General features: G+C 45.7%; 14 protein-coding genes. 8 read left to right on the top strand and 6 right to left on the bottom strand.

Annotated features, from left to right (window positions below; all coding sequences use genetic code 11):
- Nucleotides 1-107: 107 nt before the first annotated feature.
- The 4 genes from VL525_RS12565 to VL525_RS12550 all read left to right on the top strand — a co-directional run bounded on the left by VL525_RS12565 (nt 108) and on the right by VL525_RS12550 (nt 3,641).
- Nucleotides 108-419 (top strand): Dabb family protein, encoded by a 312-nt coding sequence (locus tag VL525_RS12565; RefSeq protein ID WP_325387034.1) that lies wholly within the window; start codon nt 108-110, stop codon nt 417-419.
- Nucleotides 420-492: 73 nt separating this feature from the next.
- Complete coding sequence (locus tag VL525_RS12560; protein WP_325387032.1) at nt 493-1,380, top strand: NAD(P)H-binding protein; 888 nt, start codon at nt 493-495, stop codon at nt 1,378-1,380.
- Between the two features lie 34 nt (nt 1,381-1,414).
- A complete protein-coding gene (locus VL525_RS12555) occupies nt 1,415-2,335 on the top strand; it encodes a TIGR01777 family oxidoreductase (RefSeq protein WP_325387030.1) in 921 nt (306 codons plus the stop codon).
- Entirely contained in the window at nt 2,328-3,641 is a 1,314-nt protein-coding gene (locus tag VL525_RS12550) for a deoxyribodipyrimidine photo-lyase (RefSeq protein WP_325387028.1), read from the top strand. The genes VL525_RS12555 and VL525_RS12550 overlap by 8 nt, the downstream gene beginning before the upstream one ends.
- On the opposite strand, the gene VL525_RS12545 is transcribed toward VL525_RS12550, so the two are convergent.
- The 4 genes from VL525_RS12545 to ggt form a co-directional block, all read right to left on the bottom strand.
- Nucleotides 3,642-4,568, bottom strand: coding sequence for an FKBP-type peptidyl-prolyl cis-trans isomerase (locus VL525_RS12545; protein WP_325387026.1), 927 nt, complete (start codon nt 4,566-4,568; stop codon nt 3,642-3,644).
- Between the two features lie 12 nt (nt 4,569-4,580).
- Nucleotides 4,581-5,078, bottom strand: a complete 498-nt coding sequence (locus tag VL525_RS12540; protein WP_325387024.1) for an FKBP-type peptidyl-prolyl cis-trans isomerase — start codon at nt 5,076-5,078, stop codon at nt 4,581-4,583.
- Between the two features lie 124 nt (nt 5,079-5,202).
- Entirely contained in the window at nt 5,203-5,637 is a 435-nt protein-coding gene (locus tag VL525_RS12535) for a MarR family winged helix-turn-helix transcriptional regulator (protein WP_187359845.1), read from the bottom strand.
- A 114-nt stretch (nt 5,638-5,751) separates the two neighbouring features.
- Nucleotides 5,752-7,461, bottom strand: a complete 1,710-nt coding sequence (gene ggt, locus VL525_RS12530) for a gamma-glutamyltransferase (protein ID WP_325387022.1) — start codon at nt 7,459-7,461, stop codon at nt 5,752-5,754.
- 220 nt (nt 7,462-7,681) lie between these two features.
- Here ggt and VL525_RS12525 point away from each other — a divergent pair, with 220 nt between their 5' ends.
- Nucleotides 7,682-8,200 carry a hypothetical protein gene (locus VL525_RS12525; RefSeq protein WP_325387020.1) on the top strand — a complete coding sequence of 173 codons (519 nt, stop codon included), beginning with the start codon at nt 7,682-7,684 and terminating at the stop codon, nt 8,198-8,200.
- 91 nt (nt 8,201-8,291) lie between these two features.
- Here the strand turns inward: VL525_RS12525 and VL525_RS12520 are convergent, their stop codons facing one another.
- Together VL525_RS12520 and VL525_RS12515 are read right to left on the bottom strand one after the other, a co-directional pair.
- Nucleotides 8,292-12,023, bottom strand: a complete 3,732-nt coding sequence (locus tag VL525_RS12520) for a S8 family serine peptidase (protein WP_325387019.1) — start codon at nt 12,021-12,023, stop codon at nt 8,292-8,294.
- Nucleotides 12,024-12,212: 189 nt separating this feature from the next.
- Nucleotides 12,213-13,253: a hypothetical protein gene (locus tag VL525_RS12515; protein WP_325387018.1), complete on the bottom strand. Its 1,041-nt coding sequence runs from the start codon at nt 13,251-13,253 to the stop codon at nt 12,213-12,215.
- A gap of 259 nt (nt 13,254-13,512) precedes the next feature.
- Here VL525_RS12515 and VL525_RS12510 point away from each other — a divergent pair, with 259 nt between their 5' ends.
- The 3 genes from VL525_RS12510 to VL525_RS12500 all read left to right on the top strand — a co-directional run bounded on the left by VL525_RS12510 (nt 13,513) and on the right by VL525_RS12500 (nt 20,288).
- A complete protein-coding gene (locus VL525_RS12510) occupies nt 13,513-13,722 on the top strand; it encodes a hypothetical protein (protein ID WP_325387016.1) in 210 nt (69 codons plus the stop codon).
- 370 nt (nt 13,723-14,092) lie between these two features.
- On the top strand, nt 14,093-17,032 hold the full coding sequence (locus tag VL525_RS12505; RefSeq protein ID WP_325387014.1) for a T9SS type A sorting domain-containing protein: 2,940 nt from the start codon (nt 14,093-14,095) through the stop codon (nt 17,030-17,032).
- A gap of 316 nt (nt 17,033-17,348) precedes the next feature.
- On the top strand, nt 17,349-20,288 hold the full coding sequence (locus VL525_RS12500) for a T9SS type A sorting domain-containing protein (protein ID WP_325387012.1): 2,940 nt from the start codon (nt 17,349-17,351) through the stop codon (nt 20,286-20,288).
- Nucleotides 20,289-20,556 lie beyond the last annotated feature (268 nt).

The following is a 20,556-nucleotide window of genomic DNA, read 5'->3' as shown; positions in this document are numbered from 1 at the left end:
CATTTGAGTAATCATAATTTTAATGTAACTCCAAAGTAACAAAGCCACGTATTTATTGCATTTCATCCAATTTATGGGCATCTTTCGCCTAAAATAATCTCACAATCATGTATCTCAACAACACATTCGTACATCACGTACATTTCTGGCTAAAAAACAAGGAAGACAAAGCAAAACTTATCGAAGGCCTGGAATTGCTGAAGCCTATAATCCATATCCGCGATATGCATATTGGTGTGGCTGCTGATACTAACCGGGATGTGATCGACCGTTCGTACGATGTATCGCTCCTCTTGCTTTTTAACACACTTGAAGAAGAAGAAGCCTACCAGCACGACCCAACACATGTGATCTTCGCCGAGCAGTATGCTAAACCATTGTGCTCGAAGGTTTTGGTGCTGGACAATGTAAATATTTGATCGCTCGTTAGTCATTTATCTGCGGGCCGTCAAATAATAAAAACACCTTCCCGCTTTTATTGTTGAGCATTAGATGAAAGTATTGCTTGCCGGTGCTAACAGTTACATTGCCAGCCAACTTATACCTTGCCTGATAGAAAAGGGGCACCAGGTTATATGTGTTGCCCGCGACAAAAAATATTTTACAACTCAGCATAATTACGACGGCATTGTGGTTCTTAATGGCGATCTGTTGCGGTCGCATAGCATCGAAGATTTCCCGGTAGATATTGATGCTGCCTTTTATCTGGCTAACCGGCTTACGCAAACATCGGGCTTTGCCGGGCTGGAGGCGTTATCTGCTCAAAATTTCATGGATGCGCTGAATAAGACCCACTGCAGCCAGCTAATAACCGTGGGCGACCTGCATGCAACTTCGCGCGAGCATATTGAAAAAATACTCGCATCCGGCCGCGCTTCACTGACAGGCTTACAAACCTCCATGATCGTCGGGCCGGGCAGCATCTCCATGGAACTTTTCAGGGCATTGACAGAAAATAAACCGATCGTGATCACCAAGGCATGGTCCGAAGCTAATATCCAGCCCATCTATATTGGCGATTTATTGGGCTACCTGCTCGATTGTTTGCTTAACCGTTCGACTTATAACCGCAAATTTGAAATTGGCGGCCCGCAAACCATCACGTTCAAACAAATGCTTTTGTTATACATAGCTACTTATGCGGATGAGAGGCCAAACATCGTAACCCTGCCACGGTTAAATTCGAGACTGTCCGCATACCTGGCAAACTTCCTGTCGCCGATCAATTATCCCGAGGCACAAAGCCTGCTCGAAAATTTGAGATACGATTCTGTTTGTACCGAGGATTGCATAAAAGACATTTTACCACGCGAGTGCGTTACCTTTAAGCAGTCGCTGCAATTGCTGCATAATCACACCGAGAAACCCATGTCGGTGTAATTTCGTATGTTGCATTAAACTGCTGCCACCTTCAATGAACCAAGCATCTCCAAATAAAAACATCCTGGTAACCGGGGGTACCGGCTCCATCGGCAAACCATTGACCGACGCTTTGTTAAAAAGGGGATATACCGTTAGCCATCTCAGCCGCAAGCCAGGTAACGACAGCCGGGTAAAAACTTTTTTATGGGACGTGCACAAAAATGAAATTGACGAAAAATGTATTGATGACGTCGACATCCTGATTCACCTGGCCGGAGCCGGCATTGCGGATAAGCGATGGACCGGCGAGCGCAAAAAGGAACTGATAGACAGCCGAACTGAGTCTATCAGGCTGATTTATGACCTGATGCGCAAAAAAACCAACAAAATTCACACCGTTATATCAGCAGCGGCTATTGGATATTATGGCGACCGCGGCGACGACCTGATGACAGAGGAAAGCGCACCGGGGCGGGGTTTTATGCCCGAATGCTGCGTTGCCTGGGAAAATGCCGTTGACGAAGGAAATAACTTAGGGATACGTATCGTAAAATACAGGACCGGAGTAGTTTTAGACCGGGCCGGTGGCGCATTACCCCAAATGGCCAGGCCGGTAAAATTATTCGCAGGCGCGGCGTTTGGAAGCGGGAAACAATGGGTGCCATGGATACATTGGCAGGATGCGGTGGATACTTATCTTTTTGCTATCGAAAACGAAAAAATACAGGGCGTGTTCAACATGACTGCGCCCAACCCGGTTACCAACAAACAATTGATGAGGGCTATAGCCAAACAACTGCACAAACCGCTATGGCCTGTGAATGTACCTGGACTTGTATTCAAACTGCTGATGGGCGAGATGAGTACCGTAATATTGGGCAGCACCAAAGTATCGTCAAAAAAAATTGAAAGTGCAGGCTTCCGTTTCGAATACCCCGATCTGTCAGCTGCCCTAAGTGATATTTATGGATAAAAAACCTTTAATAAATATATTCTGGTTCCGCCGCGACCTGCGCCTGTATGACAATGCCGGCCTGTATCGCGCACTTAAAGAGTCAGGCCCGGTATTATGCCTGTTCATTTTTGACCGGGAAATATTGGACCAATTAGAAGACAAGGACGATGCAAGGGTAACTTTCATTTATCAAACTATCCAAAAGCTTGCCGCGGATTTGGAGAAGCATGGCAGCAGCCTGCTGGTACGATACGATAAAGCGGAAGAAGCATGGAAGGGAATATTAAAGGAATACGCCATCGGTACGGTTTACACCAACCACGATTATGAGCCATATGCCAAACAACGGGATGCCAAAATCGAGACCTTACTAAAAAAGCATGGCATCGTTTTTAAAACTTATAAGGACCAGGTAATATTCGAAAAAGACGAAGTAGTAAAAGACGACGGCCTGCCTTATACCGTTTACACACCCTATATGCGTAAATGGTATCAGAAATTGAAATCCTTTTACCTGGAAGCCTACCCTACCGAAAAGTACCTGGGCAATCTCTATAAACATAAAGCCGCCGCCTTGCCATCGTTAAGATCGATGGGATTTGAAAAAAGTGACCGCGAGTTCCCTAACCCGCATTATGAGAAAGTGATAAAGGATTATGCTGAAAAACGCAATTATCCGGCTATCAGGGGCACATCGCATATCGGCCTGCATTTGCGTTTCGGGACCGTAAGCATTCGCGACCTGGCCAGGAAAGCAAATGAGTATCATGAAAAAACCTGGCTGAACGAACTGATCTGGCGCGAGTTTTATATGATGATCCTCGATCATTTCCCGAAGACTATGGACCACGCTTTTAAACCGGAATACGATCGAATCAAATGGGTGAACGACGAAAAACAGTTTAAAGCCTGGTGCGATGGGCAAACCGGCTATCCGTTGGTAGACGCGGGCATGCGCGAACTGAATACAACAGGTTTTATGCACAACCGGGTACGCATGGTAGCTGCAAGCTTCCTGAGCAAGGACCTGTTGATAGACTGGCGCTGGGGCGAGCGTTATTTTGCCCGCAAATTGCTGGACTACGAAATGGCAAGTAATGTTGGCGGCTGGCAATGGGCGGCGGGGTCAGGGACCGATGCTGCACCTTACTTCAGGATATTTAATCCCGATTCACAAACCAAAAAATTCGACCCTGAACTTGCTTACATAAAAAAATGGGTGCCGGAATATGCTGATTTCAGCAAATACCCAAAACCCATTGTCGATCATACCTTTGCCCGCGAACGCTGCCTGAAAGCGTTCAAACAGGCATTGAGCCATTAGTTACTGCGTTATTGTTATATTGGTAACATCAAACCTGAGGCAGGCATTAACTGGTATGGAGTTTGTTATGCCTGAAGTGCTGTACGCCAGCCTTGAGGGTATAAGCATCGATATGCCCCCGTCGCCGCTTTTGGTAAGCAGCATACCATCGGCAAACCCTTTGGTGATAGACCCTCCTCCGAGGTCGCTGAATGAGGCGGTAATTGATGAGTGGTCATCAAAAACCGTATTATTCATCAATTTGGCAACGTAGTTAGCCTGCACAGTTGAATTGATATTAACCTGTGCTCCGGTGCCAACAGTTGTAATTTTATAATATAAGCCGGAATCCGGGCCTTCTGTAACTTTGGTGTATCCTGTTAAGCTATTGGCGGTCATATAATTCTGGATCACCAGGTCATCATATTTATTTTGGTCGTATACAACGTAAATAGTATAGTCCAGGCATTGATTACCAGCTATGCGTCCGTTAGTTACTGTACTGCTACCACTACCCGCACCTGCCAGGCCATAGCCTAAATGTGAAGGAATAAGCACACGCATTTTGCCGCCTTTGTATTTAAGCAAGTTATGAATAGCAAGTTGCAGCCCTGGGGGAACTACATGGCCCAACACGCCATAAGCATGATTCAAAACAGTATCCTGTACGGTATATTTACCATCAAAAGTATTAAGTTTGTATACGTAAGATACAGCGTCGGTATAATTCAGGGCTGCCCCCTTTCCCTGATCAATTATTTTGTAATATATCCCCGTAGTATCGCCCCCGGTGGTGTCGCGTTCCATACCCGAAAGACCATTGGCACTGATATAATTTTGAATCTGCTGGTTGTCGTACTGTTTGATATCGAGGTCCGAGCTACTTTTGCGGCACGACGTAATACCAATGGCAAAAAGCACTAAAGAAGTAAAAAGTATTTGTTTCATTTATAATTTATATCAGTTCGTTATATCGTAAAGTCTTATATTAAAATCCAGTATGGCGTTAGCCGGTAACCCGATATTTTTTTGCGCGTTTGGCCCATACGCATACCGCGAAGGTATCAGCAAACGTATGATACCATCTCTTTGCATTTTTGGTATACCAAGCCGCCAGCCTAATATCACCTGTCCCAGGGTATAAGACGGGTGAAATTCATTGGTCTGCGTAAATGCCGTATCTGCCCCTAATACCTTTCCTGTATCCCCCACCGTTATTATGGTCGACGATGTAAAAACGTCGTTTCCCTGCCCGTTACGCATTATGATATAATATACCCCCGAGGTATCATTGGCCTTAAGTGCCTTGTCCTTTAAATTATTGGCTTCTATATAATCCGCCAGTATCTTATCGTCTTTGGCTGCTTGCGCAAGGTATTTGGCCCTGTCGCTTTGAGTTTTACCACAACCACTTACAAGCGCACTAATCAGCAATATGGGCAATAGATACCTCTTCATTTTTCAACCGGCAAATTTATCGTTTTAAAATTCAAAAACGACTGCTTAACAATTTTTAACAAATTGAACATCATTGGTACAACGCGGACAGGATTGCTTTATTTTCGGTAGTAGCAAAAGAAGCTTATTCGGGTTTATAATTTACGGTGAGTTTGTTTATCTTTTTCAACAGGTCGATGAGGTATTGTTTATCGTGTTCGCTGATGTGCTTGTTCAGGTAATTGTTAAACTGCTTTACCACTACACGCGCAAGGTGCCGCTTCTCCTTCCCCAGCTCGGTAAGATAAATTTTAACCGACCGTTTGTCTCCCTGGTTCGATTCGCGGTAAATAAGCCCCGTCTTTTCCAACTGGTTCAGCATCCGCGAAAGGCTCGTCGATTTTAATCCAAGCAAAGCTGCCGCCTGCGACACCGTTGTTCCTTCCTGCTCATCAATATTGATAAGTAAATACCCGATAGATTGTGTTATGCCAAATTCGGTGACCAGCTGATTGTAGCGGTTAGCCATGGTTTGCCAAACTACCTTCATAAAGTAGTCTATCGTCTCCTGGTGTTTTATATGCGAGGGCATTGCAAGTAATATAATTCTGCAAGTATAAGTTTAGTTCGTGGTTCATAGTTCATAGTTCATCGCTTTTTTGATTGAAAATGGCTATTAACCATCAGCAAACCGCTAAAAACCTACTTTCGTGTCATCCCCCCTGGGGTCGGCACCGCCTTCGTAATAGCCCCACTGCGTTTTCAATATTGCGTCGACCCGGCCTATCGTTCCGCCTTCAACAATTTTATAACCCTTTTGCTCCAGTTTGGTTCGAACCGTGCTATCGAGCGCACCCTGTTCAATATTAACAATATCGGGGAGCCACTGGTGATGAAAACGCTTCGATGCTACTGCTTGTTGCATATCCTGTTTAAAATCGATGACGTTCATAATGGTTTGAAAAACTGAGGTGATAATTGTTGCCCCGCCGGGCGTTCCAACCACCATGAACAGTTTACCATTTTTCTCTACTATAGTAGGCGTCATGGACGAAAGCATGCGTTTGTTGGGCTGTATGCTGTTTGCCTTACCCCCAACAAGACCGAACATATTAGGCACGCCCGGTTTCGAACTAAAATCATCCATCTCATTGTTCAGCAAAAACCCGGCGCCTTTTACAAATATTTTTGAACCGAACGAACCGTTCAATGTAGTTGTAATTGAAACTGCATTCCCGTCACGGTCGACAATTGAATAGTGCGTGGTTTGGTCACTTTCATAGCCTGCGATTTTTCCAGGTAAAATGTCCGAACTCGGCGTGGCTTTATCCCAGGTAAAGCTGCTCATCCGCATTTCATTGTATCCCGGCCTTAACAGGCTATCCACCGGCACCTTAAAAAAATCGGGGTCGCCCAGGTATTTCGACCGGTCGGCGTAAACCCGGCGCTCGGCTTCAACACATAATTGTACAGTCGAATCACTGTTAAAACCCCAGCGGGTCAACGGGTAATTTTCCACCGATCGCAGCAATTGCAATAATGCCACTCCTCCGCTGGATGGTGGCGGCATCGTGATGATCTTGTAACCCCTGTATTGTCCGATCAATGCCTTGCGCCAAACAGAGTGATAATTCTTTAGATCTTGCATGGTGATCAGTCCGGCACCGCTTTGCATTTCCGCCGTGATCTCATCGGCGACAATGCCGTCATAAAATCCGTCCCGGCCTTTGTCGCGTATTTGCTCCAATGTTTTTGCCAGATCCTCCTGCATTAATATATCTCCTTCCTGCCAGGTTGTATCTTTAAGCAAGTAGTTTTTATCCGGGTTCAGTTTTTTAATTTCCTTTGATGCCCAGTTCAGATCGCCGGCAAGCCGTTTTGTTATTTTAAACCCATTACGTGCCAGGTCGATAGCAGGCTGCACCAGCTCGCTCCATTTCAAACGCCCGTATTTACGGTGCGCTTCGAACATACCATCGACCGAACCTGGGACCCCGGATGCAGCATGCGTTGATAAACTTTTACCGGGTATCACATTGCCTGCCGAATCCAGGTACATATCCTGGCTGGCCATTGCAGGTGCCTTTTCCCGAAAGTCGAGTGTATTTACCTCGCCCCTGCCCGAACGATAAACCATAAAGCCGCCGCCGCCAATATTACCAGCCTGCGGATGTGTTACCGTAAGTGCAAACTGTACAGCTACCGCTGCATCCACCGCGTCGCCTCCCTTTTTTAATATTTCGAGACCCGCGTTAGCAGCATCGGGATAGGCACACACCACCATGCCATTATGGTATTCATCACTGTTGTTTTTTCCGAGCGTCCCCTGTACGCAACTTAACGGCACAATCAAAGCCGCCATCAATAATACAAACAGGCAGTGCCTTATCCGGATGATGTTCATAAACAGGTTTTATATGATCGCCTAATTTAGCCTATTTCTAAAAGATCTATCGTAACAATCAGGTGTAAAAAACGTTGCTCCTGTTAAATAGTGGAAAACTTATTTATCATAGCTAATATTTAATACTAAGTTTTGCATTTGGAAATCAGCCTGGTATGGCTTTAAACTAAAGTCAGTTACATTAAAAGGCAGAAAATAACGTTATTTGCAATAAAATTCTATGAAACGAGCTACTTACTTTCTATCTATTTTGGGTGCATTATTATTTATCGGAAGCACCGCAAAAGCACAAGCACCAGAGTACCGACCTAATTATCAATTTGCCGCAGGATTAAAATTTGGCGGTTATGAAAATGGCGTATCGGCCAAATATTTTATGGACGAAAAAACGTCCCTCGAGGCCATCGCGGGGCTGCGGTCGCCACATGGACTGGTTATTACCGGCTTATACGAACTTAATGTAAAAGCCTTTAATGTTGAAGGATTCCGCTTTTATTATGGCTTTGGTGCACACCTTGGCGCTGTAGGCGCCGGTTATTACAAAAGATTTAACGGCGACGACCAACTGTACACAGGCAACAAAATATTACTGGGTGCAGATGGTGTCATTGGCCTGGAATACGTGATACCTAATTCGCCTATTGCGGTCAGCCTCGATCTGAACCCTCGTCTTGAACTTGCCACGGGCCCATTCTTCGATATTGCACCGGGATTAGGTGTAAAATATTGCTTTAAATAAAGGTATCAGACTTTAAATAAAAGGGCCAGCTCATAATGTAGTTGGCCCTTTTTTATTTTACTGATTTAGATCGTAAATTGACCTTTATCCCCTACCGATCGATAATTATCTTTCGCGCATATTTCTTATTCCCTAAAAGTATTTTCAGTATGTAAGTTCCCGGCGGCAGGTGACCCGTGTTGATAATTGTGCTAAAATTGCCGGCCGCAAGTTGTTGTTGTGCCGAATAATTGGTGTGTCCTGCGCTGTTCACCAGCGACAAGGTTAACGCCGATGCCGCCTTCGCGGCAAACACCACATTTAATTGTCCGTCGGCAGGTACCGGGAAAACCGCCAGGCCTATATCATTATCAGAACTTACTGATGTATTAACGTATACAAAATTATCCGACTGTGAAACACAGCCGTTACTTAAAATGATGTCCACGCGGTAATTACCGCTTTGTGCCGCTGCATAAGTTTGGCCGGTTGCCCCGCTTATGGCAGCATTGTTCAGGTACCATTGATTTCCGCTTGTAAAGTTCGAACTTAAAATATTGCCATTCTGCGTGATGACCGGTTTAGCCACGGAGACAGATTGCTTTGTTGCCGAAGCACAACCCGGACTTACCAGGTGGATATCGTACAGGTAATAGTAAAAATTCTTATAATATGCCGTATCCGAAGCCGATGTGGCGGTGTTACCCTGTATGCTGAAAACATCACCAATTTTAAAAGGATAACCAGTGACGCCGCCATTGCTTCGATAGATCGTCGCATCAGCGTCGTAGGACGTGCTGATGGTGTAATGGCCCGCCGAGGGGATAAGGAGATTGAGGTTATAAACCTGCCCAATATCATTCGGGTCGTCATCCAATGCACCGGGTCCGGGATTCGAGCGCGTTGCGATAGCGTTAACCACCGCCGTTGAAACAACTTCGCCGGTTGAATCGGCAACAGTAAAAGTTATCTTACCCGAATTGCCAATGAAAAGACGGGCACTCTGTATAATTACAGGAATACGTGAGAATACGGTTATGGAAGGCGTGAATTGATTGTAACCCCCTGCTGTAAAAACATTCTTGGTAGCCGGGCCAATCGTTCCGCGAAAATCGTTCAATCCGGCGTAATAATTTCCGTTCACCGGTGCCTGCGTGGTTGTAGTTGGTGCGCCATAGGCAAATGGTATGGTATCTGTACTTGTTTTGTACCAGAGAACTTCGCCGTCGCCGGTGCCGCTAAGCAGGTACGAATTACTTGCGTTACAAAAATTAGCAGAAAGATCACTCAGCTGAGGCTGGTCCGGCGTTGTTACCGTATCGGTTACTGTGTTATTACCGGGAACGAGGTCGGCAGATAAGTTTGTAGTTGCCGTAACAACGTAACTTGTACCGGGCGAAATATTGAACGACGAAGTAAAGGTGAAATCGTCCTGCGCAAGTGAAGTTATCGACCCTGTGTATGTTTGGCTTAACGAGGTTGTAGTTCCGTCGGCTGCTTTAATGGTCACAGCTACAGGTATGGAATTAATAGTTGTGCTGCCATAATTTTTAAGGGTAATGGTCACCGGCACAGGCCCTGTACAACTGCCCCCCGACGCCGGGCTCAGAATAGCCGCAACTCCCACATCGATACTTGTTTGAAGAAACTGGACGCGATAATCCTGCGTTTCTCCTTTGGCATAGGTACCGCACGAAGAAACGGTTGAAGGATCGGATGTCTCTGTTAGCACCACGCGCATCAGGCTGAAGTTTCCGGGTATGACGGTGCCTGGCACCGTTATATTGGTGCTGTAAACACCTGTTCCATTTATAACACCGCTTGTAGCAACGAGCTCATCGGCCTCAAATGTGCCATTGCCGTTCCAATCAATAAATACTTTGGCAGCTTTATCGAAATTACCGCCACAGGTGCCGAGCGTTAAACTTAGAGGATAAGTTTTGCCCTGCTCCAGCCGTACGGTCAAATTAGTATAATCAGAATAGGTAGTACATCCAGCTGCGGGCGAGTTACTGATGTTCGACAGCCTGACCGTGTTGATACGGGAATCGGCACTTGACAACGCAGCTGATGCGCAATAAGCCGCGCCACCGATACCTGTTGCTATAATGGAATATGCCTGGGAGCCCGATGAAAGCGTTCCTTTATGCGAAACAGTAATGGTATACGCCTTGCCGGGGACGGCGCCCGTTATATAAACCTGTTCCACATTGTCGCGGATATTATTCCCGGTAGTTGCAGCCAGCGACGGACTGGCAGGATCCAGCACCCACGGCAAGTAGATGGTTGTGCCGTCGCTGATACGGATATCAAGGTCGTTCACCAATTTAGGTGTGCGGCTATTGATCACGCCGTCGGGCGTTATGCTGCCCGCCGGGTCGGTCCATGATATAGTAGCCACCAGCGGCCCGTTGCCCGACGCTACCACATTGTAAGTTTGCGTTTGCCCCTGCGCCAGGGTCTTCTCCTGTATCAGGCTTTTGGTTCCATTATCGGTTATTGCCTGTGCCGCTTTCTTCATATCCAGCAAGCCCCATCCATAGATATAATCGGGCCCGACATTACCGGCATCAAAAGCGGTATGGCAAGCCAGACCTTTAAGGGTAGCTGCACGCATAAAAGTGCCCGAATGTTTTTGGGCATAATATTCCTGTAACAAGTAGAGGGAACCTGTTACATTCGGCGCAGCCTGGGACGTACCTGAGTAGGTGATGTAACTTGTTGGGGAGCCGGAGCCGGTCGACAATACATCAAGGCCATTAGCGACAAGGTCGGGCTTAACGCGGCCATCATCCGTAGGCCCCCAGCTACTAAAAAAAGTGGTCGTAATATTTTGCGAATTGGACGGCCCATAGGGCAACGGGTTGATAGCGCCTACGGTCAGTATATTTTTGGAGTTGCCTGTGGTGCTGATACAATCGTAGCTGCTGTTACTGCTTATAGTAGCCGGGCGCGGCCCCTTATTAACAATGGTTTGGTTAGTAGGACTGCTGTATCCGTAATAAGTGGATCCCACTGCCGGACCGGTGCTTCCGCGCGAATTGCCTGCCGATTCTACAATCAGGTAAAAAGGCGCATTATAGGCTATCTTATCCCACGCCTGCGCACGGTCCGAATAAAAACCAAAGGTATAATCAACAGTATCACCCGGCAAGCCATACCATTCCCAGCGGTTTGCCGCATCGTTAAAATTCCAGCCGGCCTCGTCGCCGTAAGAGTGATTTGACAAAAGCAAGCCCGAAGCGGCCGCACTCATTTCTCCTATATCATTATTAAAATCGTATGAATGGAGTGTAGCTGCATTAAAGGCCATGCCCTTTGCCGGAGGATAAACGCCCTTCGCAAGCATCGTGCCGGTTACGTGAGTAGCATGGTCGATAATAACCGAAGTATCACCGTAGGAGATCGTTTTACCTGCAAACTCCTGGTGCTGCCTGTAAACCCAGCCACCGTCCCATATCGCCAGCTTATTGTTGAGAAAGGCGCTGGAACCCGACAAATTCAAACCAAGCAAGCCGCCCGGCTGCACCGTATTGGTGTTGGTAGTAGCGGCGGATATAATATTGTTATCTGTTGTCAGGTATACAGGAAAGCCAAGGCTGTTTACCCCTTGCAGCGAGACGAGGCCGCCGTTCTTCGTTCTGCGGCTAAGGAGCCACCCATGGGCTTTGGCAAGAGAAATCGCTTTTTGATGGTTCGCCCTGAAAGTTTCATTGGCTTTAGCGGTTAATACATCCAGACTTTTCTTGTTATCGGGCGTAACCAATACCTGTTGCTGAGCAAAAGCGTCACCAGCGATCAAAAGCAAAAAAAACGCAACTATTGAAGTAAAACTTATTCTCATCCGCCCTTTTTAATTAAACAACAAGGTTAAAATCAGCCATATACAAGACTAATTGATGTACATGAATTAACAATGAATAGTTGCCTCAACAGTTAATCGTTTTTCAAAACAGGCAGAACCTTTATGCAACCATGCCCGATAAAATTATACTTTTTATCTTAATACGGGGTAGTATTGACCAAGGAGGCACTATTTATTTTTAGGGTAATGATTAAAATACGTAAAAGTGAACAAGGCGGATGGGTATTGCTTTTCGAGTTTTTCCTGTATTCTTTTATAAACCCAAACCTGCGGATAGGCAGACACGCCCGTTTCGGCTATGGCCCAGGCCTGGATGTCCGCTTTTGCCTGGCCCCGGCAGGCACCCACTTTGCTATTTCTATTAAAAAATCGTTGCAATGGTTTGCAGGCGACGGTATCGGCGACGCAAATTGTCATTTTCGGGATATTAGCCGCGAATAAAGCCGATGATAAATTGTAATCCCAATAACCGATAAAACTCAGGGCGGGCAAAAAGCCCCAAAATACTAATACCAGTCCGTTCATTCCCTGTAACAGGGGCCGAACGGCCAGCACCCGCTCCTTTCCTCTCAGAAAGATCACGTAAAGAAAAACTATCATCGATGTATTCCATGGCCACAGTACGCGATATCCGCGGTACCCAAAAGGGCTGAACAACAACAAAATGAAGATATGCATCGTGATCAATACTATCGCCGACCAAACCTGGGTCTTCCTGAACAATAACCCAACACCGGCAAGTAATTCGATTACGCCCAATAAATACCCGCTGTAATGGACCCAGCTTTGCGTAATAACATGCACAGGTATTTTCAGAAAAAACTTAAGGATCAGTATGTTCCAAACCGTGCGCACAAAGTCCTCATTTAATTTGCAGGCACCGCCGTAAAAATAAGTGGATACTAACACAAAGGCAATGCATGCCGGTATGTAGCCTGTCCTTTTAAAATTGAGCAAAAAAATAAGGATCGTGAAAACATACTGGTATTCCCATGGCAGCAACCGGTTTATGTCCAATACGCACGAAAAAATTTCAACAAACAACAATGCCAACAGGGCAGTCCGGCCAGGTTTGAAAAAAGCTAACAGGATAAGCCCCAGCGATAGTAAAAATACTGCCGTATGTACAACTGCGGGTACGCCATCAAGGATTTTGAATAACGGGACGACAGGTAATAAACGGTTTGTTGTCCATATCCTCCAGCTCAACAATTTCGCGAATAGCCAGAACAGACATGTTATCTTTAACAAAAGATCGTTGCTGTTCCGATCAAATAAAGAAAGCCGTTTGCCGGGCATTATTTAGTTAAGATTGGTTATTAAATCCACGACAATTTACAAAAATAATCCAATTGTGGGGGATCGCCTGCCTGAGGGTTCGGCCGCTTTCAATTATAAGTATTTGAAACATATGTTAAATTGGGCACGTAAAAATAAAAATCTATATTTGTAACTGTAGAAATTCTTCATGAAGCTAAAAGCCGGATTTTGTGTCCTCGTATTTTTCCTGATGGCTATTGTAACGGCAGTTGCGCAAACCACTGTTCCCTGTGACGACGCCGACCCTGATGCCAACTGCCCTTTGGATACCTGGATTGTAGTGCTTGTCATAATGGCATCCGCTTTCGCCGCCTACAGCCTTTACCGCAGGCAAAATATACTACCCCGCGCTAAATAATTCTTTTTTTATCGCCAAATAACACTTGGTTAATAATTTAATTATTGATTTTTTCCAGGTCAATTTTTCAGTTAATTTTTATTAATTAAAAGTTAATATTTGCAGCCCGCCTATTTTCATTTTCGTCAAAACAAAGGATATAAAACCATGTTTTGCACCAGCCATATCGATATTCTATATTTTTGTAACAATTTATTAAAAAAATTAACCGCGTATGAAACTAATCATGTGTTGTAACGTATAACGGCGCATTATCAGGCCAATTATATGGGCAAAGGATAGTGTAAACGGTATATAATTGATCTTTCAGCAATAAATAATCTGCATTTGCAGAATATTCATCAAAAAAGAAAAAATTTAGCCGTACACGTTGAAAATCCGACTACTATTCCCTTTCTTAATAGCATTGATATTTGGCGCTCAATGGGCGCAGGCCGGTACAACCTATACGTGGAACGGGGGCGCCAGCGGCAACTGGACAACTGCATCGAACTGGTCGCCAAGTACAGGCTACCCTGGGAGTTCGGGCACTACCGATATTGCCCGCATCAATACCAGTAATGCGGTAATAACACTTAGCGCCAGTTTAACTATCGCTTCATTACAATCAACCAATTACGGTGTATCAGGGGTAAAGGTCCAGTTCTCAGGCTCTGCAGTTTTAACGGTAAATTCGGGTCTTACTACAGCACAGCCATCGTCAGCCTCAAACGGGATCATTTTTTCAGGCACCGGAACAGCAAATATCGGCGGCTCATCACAACTCGGGTATCAATCATCTATGTCGATATTATCAGGGGCAACAGTTAATTTTATAGCAAGCTCAACATTTAGCTTTCCCAATAATCATTCAGGCATAACAAATGCCGGTGCACTCAATTTCCTAACCGGCTCATCTTTAACGCTTCAGGATCAAAGCCAGCTCACCAATACGGGCACCCTGACAACGACCAAAGCCACCATAACCCTTTCAGGGAGCGGTAGTCCGGCAAATATGATAGATAACCAGGGCACCTACATGGACCATGGCTCAACTATTAATATAACCGGCCAAAATGCGGCTTTCAAAAACTCTACCTCATCCGCAGTTTGCCGCATGCGGGGCACAACGCTATCCTTCAGTAGCGGAAATAACGGCATGAGCCTCACCAATGTGGGTACATTTATTGCCGATTCTGCGGCTACGTTGAATATTGGGACACAAAGCTGCCCCATTACTAATTCTGGCGGCTTCTATGCGGGCACGTCAAACTCGTCATGCATCATTAATCTTACAGGGCAAAGTTCTACCATTAACAATACCGGCACTTTTTACGTGGGCTCAACGTCCGGGATAACCATATCAGGGTACCAGGCTGGTATCACGGCGGGCAGCGCCGGGTTTTTTATATTTCAATCCGACGCTTACGGGTCGGCTTATCTGGGCGCCGTGCCTACTAACTCCATCGGCCGGATTACAGGCACTTATTATGTACAGCGATATATCACTGGCGGTAGTTCCGCTTATCGTAGTTACCGGTTATTCTCTTCCCCTGTTTACGCCAGTACAATAAGCGGCAATAATGTTTACAGCCTCAATTATGTTAATTCAGGCTCCCTTACAACGGGATCGGGTGGTACCAGCGGCGGATTTGATAAATCGGGCAATCCAAGTATTTATCTTTACCGCGAAAATATGAGCCCTTCGAATACCACCTATATTTCAGGTAATTTCAGGGGAGTTGCTACTATTAACAACGCACCCACCTATACTTTAGATGGCGATGCCGGTAATTTCAATATTCCGGTTGGGAATGGCTTTCTTTTCTTTTTCCGGGGCGATAGGGTAAGCAACCTGGCCAATAAATACACACCCGGCACAAGCGCCGAAAGTTCTATTGAGACCGCCACCGGCACCATGAACCAGGGCCAGGTAACGGTAAAAGACTGGTTCACACCGGCATCGTCTAACTTAAGTTACACCGCTGGTTCACCAGCATCGGTGCGTGGTTTTAACCTGGTAGGCAACCCCTATCCTAGTTCAATCGATTGGGAAAATTTTCAAACATCGAGCACCACCACAGGCATATACGGTACAAACGTAGGGAATACTATTTATGAACTGAACCCTCTCAATGCAAACTTTGGCGCCTACATAAAAGGCGGCGGCGGCATAGGAACCAACAATGCAACCAACATAATAGCAAGCGGGCAGGGTTTCCTGGTGGTGGCAAGCAGCGCTTCGGCAAAGCTTATTTTTAATGAATCGGCAAAAACAAGCACGCAGGTAACTGGCTCCAATCTTTTAATGAGCACGGCTCCCATAGCAACAGATCCTATACAGTACCTTAAGCTGCAATTAAGCCAGGATTCGATAAATACGGATGACATGATCATCCGTTTTAAAAGTGATGCGACGACTAAATTTGATCCGGATCTTGATGCGATCTATAAGCCAGGTAATGGCAAAGTAAGTATCTCAAGTATCTCGAGCGATAACGAAAACCTGGCTATCAATTCTATTCCGCTTGCTTCAGGCACTAATACGCGGCTATCGGTAAATACGACAGCTGACGGTATTTATTCGCTCAGCATGAAAAACCTGCAGGGAGTGCCGCAACTATATGATATATGGCTGATGGATACCTATAAAAAAGACTCATGCGACATGAGGCATAACCCTGTTTATCGGTTTAATGTATTTAAAAACGACACCAGTTCGTTCGGCTCAAATCGCTTTGCACTTGTAGTTCGTCAAAACCAAGGGTATGCTTATCGGCTGCTTGGTTTTGCCGCCACCAAAATGCAGACCCTAGCCGGAACAGCAAACCAGGTACAACTAACCTGGCGATGCGAAAACGAGCAAAACTATACCCGGTTCGCCGTTCAGCGCAGTGTAGATAGCGGGAAGACCTACGAGATTATAGGCATTGTAAAGGCAGCCGGCCTGGGCACTTACAGCATAATAGATTCGTCGCCGGCAAAAAATAATCTTTACAGGCTGATGTCAACGGACGTAACTAACACGATATCCTATTCCAATATAGTTCCTGTCGACTATGCGGACGCTGCTATCAAAAGCGTCATCAGTGTATATCCGAATCCGGCCAGTTCAAATATCAGCCTGACGATAGCTAACCCTAAAGGCACTATCAATAGCTATACTATTATGATCACTAACAGTTCGGGTTTGGTGATCAGTCAATCGACCACGAACTCGGCCACCTGGCAGGGTAGCGTTGCCGGCTTACATCCCGGCACCTACGTTATCAAAGCATTTGATAGCAAAACGAAGGAAGAAGTTGGAAACGCCAAATTTGTAAAAATGTAGCCTAATTAATCCATATATATACGTCAACCGCCGGGAGTGAAAACTCCGCGGCGGTTTTTTGTTTTTACGCAGTATTGAAGCCCCTTACACCTAATTTTTCGCGCTAGGCTTTCCCATGGCAGCAATTACCTGATTCATATCTCTCAATAAATCAACTTGTTACAAAACGTATTTTAACCAATGATTAATATTTTCCCTAAAATATAACTTAGCTACATTTAATATCGTATAAAGAACATGTAAATTAATAGTTAATTATCATCACTGGTTTGTTGATAATTAACCATTAGTGAGGTGGGAGCATAACCCCGATGCTATGAGAAGAGTACGACTTTACTTATTTATTTTAGTAGTATCCACAACGCTACAAAAAGCTAATGCCACCACCTATACCTGGACAGGCCTCGCCTTCAATGGCAATTGGACGTCATCAGGTAATTGGTTTCCTTCATCAGGCTACCCCGGAAGCAGTGGAACAACCGACATTGCGGTAATTAACACAAGCTTGCAAACTGTCACGCTAACTAGCAGTTTAACAATTAGCCAGCTACAATCGACACTTTATGGCGTGGCCGGCGTTACCGTACAACTCACCGGTTCAAACGTACTTACCATTAACAGCGGTATAAGTACCGCACAACCAATCCTTGCCGCTATAGGACTTACTTTTTCGGGTTCAGGTAAGGTAAACATCGGCGGCACTTCGCAATTAGGGTACCAGTCGTCCATGGCCATTGCATCAGGGGCCACGGTAAATTTTACCGCAGGCTCGGCATTTAATTTTCCAAACAACCATTCCAGTATTAACAACGCCGGCGCGCTTAATTTTCTCACCGGCTCGACACTTACACTGCAGGACTTTAGCCAGCTGATCAATACAGGTACGTTGACTACCATAAAATCGACCATAACACTTTCAGGAAGCGGCACACCTGCGAATATCATTGACAACCAGGGAACATTCATCGATCACGCCTCAACTATCAATGTTACAGGACAAAATTCGGCTATCAAAAATTCGACATCTGCAGCTGTTACGAAAATGCACGGAACAACGCTGACTTTCAGCAGCAGTAATAACGGAATGAGCCTTAGCAACGCGGGCTGGTTTACCGCCGACTCGGCAGCTACCATTAATGTCGGCACACAAAACTGCCCTATTACCAACACGGGTACTTTTTATTCGGGTATTTCCAATTCGGCCTGTATCGTTAACCTGACAGGGCAAGGGGCAAATATTAACAATTCGGGCACCTTTTATGTGGGTTCCACTTCCGGGGTAACTATATCAGGCTACCAGGCCGCAATTACCAACAATAGCACCGGTTTTTTTATCATTCAGTCAGATAGCTATGGATCTGGCTACATTGGTAGCATCCCCTCCACCTCGGTTGGATATATCACAGGTGCCTATTACGTACAACGCTATATAACAGGAGGTAGCTCAACTTATCGTGGTTACCGGATGGTATCCTCCCCGGTTTACACAAGTACAGCAAGCGGCAACAATATATATAGCCTGAATTACGTGGGATCGACATCGCTATTGACAGGCTCCGGCGGTACATCCGGAGGATTCGATAAAGCAGGCAACCCCACGCTTTACCTGTATCGCGAAAACATGCCGCCGTCGAACACGGCTTACACGTCGGGCAATTTCAGGGCGCTAAGCGCTATAAATGCATCTCCATCGTACTCTATCTATGGCGATGCCGGCACTTTCAACATCCCTGTTGGTAATGGGTTCCTCTTCTTCTTCAGGGGCGACCGCACCAGCAACTTTGCCAATAAATATACCCCCGGCACCAGCGCCGAAAGCGTGGTAATGACTGCAATAGGGTCGATGACACAAGGCCAGGTAACCGTAAAAGACTGGTTTACCCCGTCATCGTCCACCTTAAGTTACACCGCCGCATCTCCCACCTCGGTACGGGGTTTCAATCTTGTAGGTAATCCTTATCCCAGCGCCATAGATTGGGAAAGCTTTCAGACAGCTTCCACTACAACGGGCATCTACGGATCTAACGTGGGTAGTACCATGTACGAACTTAACCCGACCAATCAGAATTTCGGCGCTTATGTCAAAGGCGGTGGCGGAGTTGGCACCAATAAAGCGTCCAATATCATTCCAAGCGGCCAGGCATTTTTGGTAGTTGCCACCAGCACATCAGCCCAGCTCATTTTTAACGAAACAGCAAAGTCAACCGCACAAGTGACTGGACTCAACTTGTTAATGGGTACGGGGGCCACCGAGGTTGCCAGCAACCCCTACCTTAGAATGGAGTTGAACAAGGGGGCTTTTGATATGGACGATATGCTGATACGCTTCAACAGCGGTTCCCTTACAAAATATTCGGCCGCGGAGGACGCGCCATACCAGCAAGGTTTTGGTAAAGGGCACCTTTCGAGTATGTCTTCAGATAGTATTTCACTTGCCATCAACACATTGCCGTTGCCGAAGGCCAGCGAAAGCATCCCGTTGAATATTACGGCCACTATAGATACTGTTTATCAACTGGAACTAAAGGAATTGAAACAAGTACCACAATTGTACGATGTTTGGCTGATGGATGCATACATGAAAGACTCTGTGAATATGCGTGATAACCCGAAATACAATTTCAGTATTATTAACAAAGACTCGGCGAGTTACGGATCAAAAAGGTTTACCCTGGTGGTACGGCAAAATCCCTATTACGCTTATCAACTATTGAGTTTTGACGCAAAAAAAGCGGCCGATGCGGCACAAATACTGGTAAGCTGGGCCACCCGTAACGAGCAGAATTATACTCATTTTACCGTTGAACGCAGCCTCGACAGAGGTAAAACCTTTGAGGTAATCGGCAATGTCAGCTCAGCCGGCCTGGGTGCTTATAGTTTCATAGATAATGCCCCCGCTATCGGACCGAATTTTTACCGGCTGAGACAGGAAGACATCAATGACAGCGTCCGTTACTCAAAAACGGCCGAAGTGATGTATTCAAAAGCTGCGACCGGTATCGCCGGAAATTTGAGTGTTTACCCTAACCCGGCAAAATCGACCGTAACCCTCGTGATCGACACAAAAGTAGCCGATATGGCAAATTATAGCATTTCGATCACCAACAGTTCGGGGCTGATAGTAAAACAAGTTAACTCAACGCAGTCATGCTGGCAAGGCGATGTAACGACGCTGCTGCCAGGCACTTACACAATCAGTGTCATAAATAATCAGGACAAAAGCAAGGCTGGTGTCACCCGGTTTGTAAAATTATAGTTTTGCAAATCACCTCGTTGGGGATGTCATAATTAAGGCAATTCCCAGTACCTCTTCGCGCCTGAAATATAACTCCGTTCGATTGAAAGAAAGGCGTTTATGATTCCGAACACTTAGCTGACTTTTATCGTTGAAACCTTAGCCCTGTCAGTAATTATGTGAACAATGTTACACGAATCGGGGAACTGGGCATCATTGACTAACCTATTGATCATTTGGCTCTAAAGCACACCGTAACGTCTTTTTAATGGTTACAGGGCCAAAAGCC

This window comes from Mucilaginibacter sp., assembly GCF_035492695.1.
Taxonomy (GTDB): domain Bacteria; phylum Bacteroidota; class Bacteroidia; order Sphingobacteriales; family Sphingobacteriaceae; genus Mucilaginibacter.
This window is presented reverse-complemented; position numbering and strand designations above follow the sequence as displayed.

What these genes read in the sequence shown, in the direction of transcription:
- VL525_RS12520 (WP_325387019.1), bottom strand. Translation starts at nt 12,023, where the DNA reads ATGAGAATAAGTTTTACTTCAATAGTTGCGTTTTTTTTGCTTTTGATC.
- VL525_RS12545 (WP_325387026.1), bottom strand. Translation starts at nt 4,568, where the DNA reads ATGAAACAAATACTTTTTACTTCTTTAGTGCTTTTTGCCATTGGTATT.
- VL525_RS12555 (WP_325387030.1), top strand. Translation starts at nt 1,415, where the DNA reads ATGAACCAAGCATCTCCAAATAAAAACATCCTGGTAACCGGGGGTACC.
- VL525_RS12540 (WP_325387024.1), bottom strand. Translation starts at nt 5,078, where the DNA reads ATGAAGAGGTATCTATTGCCCATATTGCTGATTAGTGCGCTTGTAAGT.
- VL525_RS12510 (WP_325387016.1), top strand. Translation starts at nt 13,513, where the DNA reads ATGAAGCTAAAAGCCGGATTTTGTGTCCTCGTATTTTTCCTGATGGCT.
- ggt (WP_325387022.1), bottom strand. Translation starts at nt 7,461, where the DNA reads ATGAACATCATCCGGATAAGGCACTGCCTGTTTGTATTATTGATGGCG.
- VL525_RS12565 (WP_325387034.1), top strand. Translation starts at nt 108, where the DNA reads ATGTATCTCAACAACACATTCGTACATCACGTACATTTCTGGCTAAAA.
- VL525_RS12550 (WP_325387028.1), top strand. Translation starts at nt 2,328, where the DNA reads ATGGATAAAAAACCTTTAATAAATATATTCTGGTTCCGCCGCGACCTG.
- VL525_RS12525 (WP_325387020.1), top strand. Translation starts at nt 7,682, where the DNA reads ATGAAACGAGCTACTTACTTTCTATCTATTTTGGGTGCATTATTATTT.
- VL525_RS12560 (WP_325387032.1), top strand. Translation starts at nt 493, where the DNA reads ATGAAAGTATTGCTTGCCGGTGCTAACAGTTACATTGCCAGCCAACTT.
- VL525_RS12500 (WP_325387012.1), top strand. Translation starts at nt 17,349, where the DNA reads ATGAGAAGAGTACGACTTTACTTATTTATTTTAGTAGTATCCACAACG.